Annotated in this window: 4 protein-coding genes; all 4 read left to right on the top strand. The window is 45.7% G+C overall.

What is annotated here, in order from left to right; genetic code table 11:
* Window positions 1–94 precede the first annotated feature (94 nt).
* Entirely contained in the window at window positions 95–2,677 is a 2,583-nt protein-coding gene (locus WBA89_RS09935) for a protein-arginine deiminase family protein (protein ID WP_424406087.1), read from the top strand.
* Window positions 2,678–2,928: 251 nt separating this feature from the next.
* Entirely contained in the window at window positions 2,929–3,255 is a 327-nt protein-coding gene (locus tag WBA89_RS09930) for a DUF433 domain-containing protein (protein ID WP_333089123.1), read from the top strand.
* A gap of 302 nt (window positions 3,256–3,557) precedes the next feature.
* Window positions 3,558–4,550: a hypothetical protein gene (locus WBA89_RS09925; protein ID WP_424406085.1), complete on the top strand. Its 993-nt coding sequence runs from the start codon at window positions 3,558–3,560 to the stop codon at window positions 4,548–4,550.
* An 88-nt stretch (window positions 4,551–4,638) separates the two neighbouring features.
* On the top strand, window positions 4,639–4,837 hold a 199-nt coding region (locus WBA89_RS09920; RefSeq protein ID WP_424406084.1), incomplete at its 3' end, for a hypothetical protein.

Here is a 4,837-nt window from a genome sequence, read left to right as displayed (position 1 = left end):
CGGTTTCTGGGCCTCATGCGTAAGTTTTTACAATTAAATTTCCCATTTATCCCAATATTAGGTAAAATTATTTGGGTGTCTGAGGATAAACTATATGCGCTTAGTTAAATATATTACGATCGCCATTATCAATGGTTTCGGTGTCGTCATCGGTATTATTTGGATTGCTGTGCCCGCAACAGTGGCTCAACCTTCCCTAAACTACCAACTCGCACTCTCAGGGCGACAGCCAGACGGCGACACTCCGCAATCGCTCCCGGAACTATACAAATTGCGCGATCGCCTCAAAGTACAATTAGATAACGTCGCGAAAAATCCCGACAGCAGCCTGTTTTCCTCACAGTATTGGAACCGCCAGCAATCCGAAAATCTGGCCGAGCAACTCCAAAACGCTCAAAGTCAGATTCAAACCGAAGAAAGAGCTAAAAATAATTGGGATGATGCTGCTAAAATAGCCGCCCGAGCTGTCGCAGTTGGACGCACTTCTCAAGCTTCTCCTGCTACTTGGGAAGAGTCGCAACGCCTGTGGCAAATGGCGCTCAACCACCTGCGACTCATCCCTCACGGTTCTTTTTTGACTGAGGCTGCGATCGACAAAACCATCGAATATCAAGGAAACCTCACTGTCGCTACCTACGAATGGCAAGTAGCACGTTCTCAAGAGAAAATTAGAGCCGAGGAAGAACGGGTAAGAGAGCTAGCCAGAAAAGAGCAAGAGAAAAAAGAACTCGCCCGCCGAGAAATAGAGAGAAAAGAACAAGAGAAAAAAGAACTCGCCCGCCAAGAAATAGAAAGACAAGAATTTGCCCGACAAGAATTAATCCGTCAAGAACGAGAAAAACAAGAACTCGCCCGCCAAGAATTAATCCGCCAAGAACGAGAAAAACAAGAACTAATCCGCCAAGAATTAGAAAAGCAAGAATTAGCCCGCCAAGAATTAGCCCGCCAAGAATTAGAAAAGCAGGAACTAGCCCGCCAAGAATTAGAAAAGCAGGAATTAGCCCGCCAAGAACTCGCCCGCCAAGAATTAGAAAGAAATCAGCAAGCAACTCCTCAACCAACTCCTGAATCAACCGCAACAGCAACTCCCGCCCCTGTAGACCTCGCAGCCTCGCCGAGCAACTTCTTCTTTGCGGGAGATACTAACAGAGACGGCGAAATCAATCAACTAGACGAAGCCGGAAAAGAACAGTGGTCATTGTCTAGCGGCGCGCTAATCGTGTTTAACGATCCCAAGAACGATCGCACAAAAATAGCCCCTTGGAAACAAACCAAAGTTAGCGTCCCCCGCCGCGCAGCCATGCTTTCTCAAGTTAACTTAACTTTGTCTGAAAACTTCAAAACCTCTCAATTATTTATCACTGCTGATAGCATCGCCAACCCTCATATCAACGTTTTTCAGAAAATAGGCGATGGATGGCAAGCTGTAGATATATCCGGTACAAAACCCCTAGTTTTTAGCACGAATATTGTTTTAGGTGTCGAAGCAAAACAATTTGCCGATCGCAATTGGAGCGGCAAAGTCAATCTCAAAGCAACTGCCGAAAACAACGGTCAACAAATCGCCGCCACCACAATCCAAATGGGTGTCAGTCCTTGGATAATACCAGCCAATACCGCACCAGTAACAGAAGTTCAAGTCAGCGACAGAGGGGCCGCCAACAGTGAATTTATCTCGCAACTAAAACAAGCAGTAGAACCCACTGGCGCTCAATTAAAAATTATCCAAGGCGATAATGCTTGGATGCAAGACATTCAGAAAAACGGCTACATTCAACTTCCCGAAAAATCTGATATACGCCAATTGAATGTGGCTCTCAAAAGCACTGACGAACCCGACCAAAACCCGCCGGATAAATCAACTCAAGAGCGTAACTTGAGAGTGATTAAAATTGGTAATTCTCGCGCTGAAAATCCTGTAAATCAGTGGTCAAATGGCTACGGAAATTTGCAGGTGACACCGCCGATTCCCGGATACCCAATGGGTCGAGCTTATTACGGAAATTCGGGGAATGCTAGTTTTAATCCAGAGGTACTTGATTTTATTCAAGCTCAAAGAATTCAAGGCCCTGCGGTGGATATTGATACTTCTTGGCTTTTGACTCGTCAAGTCGATGAAATTATCAATTTTCTTCCCAGTCAAACTCCCGGAAAATATGTAATGGCGATCGTCAGTCCAGAAGCCGGAGTTAGACTGTTAGAAGAATTGTCAAAAACAGGTTACGGCGATGTTACGATCAATCGCGGTTTGAGCAATGAAACTACAGTCAGCGCCGCCTTGAACAATCAAGCTTTAATGCAACACAATCTCAATTTGCAAAAGCAGAAAATTAACCCGATATTAGACAAGTTGAAAAGAGAGTTTTCACTGACAGACGACCAAATCGTTCAAGTTCCAGCGATGTTTGGCTACAGCGGTTATGCTTGGTGGCCGAATATGGTCAATTCGGTACCAGTCAACGGCAATTTGTTAGTTTCTAATCCGCGCGGCCCGATGATTGACGGCAAAGATTACACTCAAGAAAGATTGCGCCAACTGCTGCTTCCTGCTGGTGTTAGTGTGAGTTTTCTAAACGATCGCTATTATCAAGAATTGAAAGGAAACCTGCAGTCGGCGACGAATACTGTGAGGAAGCCCGAACTGCAGCCTTTTTGGCTGACTTTACCTAATAATTAGTAATCGGGAATTGGGAGTCGGAAATTGGTAATTGGTAGGGGCGGGTTTCACCAACAATACTCGCCTGTAACGAACAATCTCATAAACCCGCCCCCACCCCACCGCAAATCCCAACATACCTCCAAAACTTGCATTCCTCTGCTAATATTTAGCAAAACTGTGCTAGGAGTTTAAGAGATGGCTACCCTGCAAAAAGCTCGATCGCTATAATATAGATACGACATTCCCAGCAGCCAAACCCGCGATAGACTATGACACTAAAAGAATTAGAACCGCAACTGCTTTCCCTGACTCCGCCTGAGAAAGCTCTAGCAATACAGATATTAGCTCAAAGTTTAGCCAACACCTGGCAGGGAATTGAAAAAACTCCCGGTACTGTCGGCGGTAATGCGAGGATTGCAGGCACTAGAATTTCTGTTTGGGGACTGGTAGAGTCTCGCCGATTAGGTGCAACTGATGCTCAACTTTTAGAAGATTATCCGCATCTTAGCGCTAGCGACTTGAAAAATGCCTGGGCTTATGCTGAAGCATTTCCTGACGAGATTGAAGCAGCAATTAATTTGAACGATATAGATTAACATAATGGCACCATTGTCTGTAAAGACGACCAACAAGACAGACAAAGGATGGCTGCACGAATTTCGGAGGCTATTGCTAGTGTGGAAACACAAGCGAGGAATGCTGGTTCGAGTCAATCGTCCATCTCGATAAATATCAGATGTTTTAAAAGTTCGTAAATTTACGATCGCCCCAGCCGACAGATTCCTCGATCGCGTTTTCGGGCAGTTTGTCAAGAACCTTGCGGTATTATTTCACTGCAGCCGATCGCACAGATCGCGTAAAATGCTAAAAAGCAATCTTTATACGAGAATTTTATCCCATGAGTGACGAACCTAAAAAAAATCAAATATTGACTCAGCAACCAGAAACAATTGGCAGTTTCGATGCTGATTCCGCACCAGCAGAAACTCCAATGAAAAATGCCGCTATCGAAGATGATTTAACTGTAACTTCTGAAGCAGCAGAAACTTCCATTGAAACACCCCAAACCGAAAATAGTTTAACTGCCAATACCGCCACAAAAAGTCCGAATAAAACTGCATTCAAACAAGATATTTTCATTGCCAATCTTGAAACAGAAACAGAAACAATTCCATTTGCCGCCGATATCGCTGCGGAAACAACTCAACCTGCAACTTATCCGCCTCCAATAATTCACACAGCAAATCCCGATCCAAAACCAGCTCAAAAATGGCAAGTTTTGGCAGTTTTTCTGAGCGGAATGTTAGTCGGTTCCGTGCTCAGTCTCGGCAGTTTACTGGCGTGGAGAATGTATCAAGAAAGAGCGAACATTCAAATCAGACTGCCCGCTGACGTACCCCTCCCCCAAAGCCCAGCACCAGGCCCGCCCGCGCCCGCCAACCGCCTGCCGGGACTTCCCCCAGCACCGGGTACGGCACGGCCACCAGCAACCGCCCCGTCGCCCAATCCCACTCAAATGCCCGCACTCTCAGGTGTTCCGCAACTTGCTTCGCCGTCGCCTTCTCCTTCTCCTTCTCCCGCTGCGGTGGAAACCCCTGTAACTGAGCGAGTTAACTTTCAAGCCGGCGCTACCGGAGTTACTCTGAGAAATAGTTTGCGGGCGAACATATCCAAGCGCTACTTGCTCGACTGCAATAGCGGCCAAACCATGACAGTAAAAATTCAAGAAGGTGATTTTAGCGCAGCAATTATTGCTCCTAACGGTGAAAAATTAGGGACTGCTGATAGCACAGGTGAGTGGCAAGGTCAATTAGCCACCAGCGGCGATTATACTATTGAAATTTCGGGCGATCGCCAAGCAAACTACGGAGTCAAAATAGAAGTCAATTAGTAAGTATAATCGTATCGGGCGGTAGTTGCAAAATCAATCAACCCGCCGCGCCAATTACCAATTACTAATTACTAATTACTAATTACCAATGGTTGCACAAGTATCTCAAAGCACCTACGAAGCAAAAACTCAGGAAATAGCTCGAGAAATCCTGAAGGCAACTCAAGACAAAAAGCGATCGTTTTTTGGCCAACTGCAAGACCAAATGCGCTGGGACGACAAACTGATGGATTGGGCAATGGCAAGCCCCGGACTGCGGGTGCAATTGTTTAGATTTATTGACTGTT

It is taken from the genome of Microcoleus sp., from assembly GCF_049646505.1.
Lineage (GTDB): Bacteria > Cyanobacteriota > Cyanobacteriia > Cyanobacteriales > Microcoleaceae > Microcoleus.
The sequence above is the reverse complement of the archived record's forward strand: the minus strand, read 5'-3'. Positions and strand labels throughout refer to the sequence as shown.

Bases quoted from the DNA above. Each gene is read 5' to 3' on its own strand.
- WBA89_RS09935 (WP_424406087.1), top strand. From the start codon at position 95: ATGCGCTTAGTTAAATATATTACGATCGCCATTATCAATGGTTTCGGT.
- WBA89_RS09930 (WP_333089123.1), top strand. From the start codon at position 2,929: ATGACACTAAAAGAATTAGAACCGCAACTGCTTTCCCTGACTCCGCCT.
- WBA89_RS09925 (WP_424406085.1), top strand. From the start codon at position 3,558: ATGAGTGACGAACCTAAAAAAAATCAAATATTGACTCAGCAACCAGAA.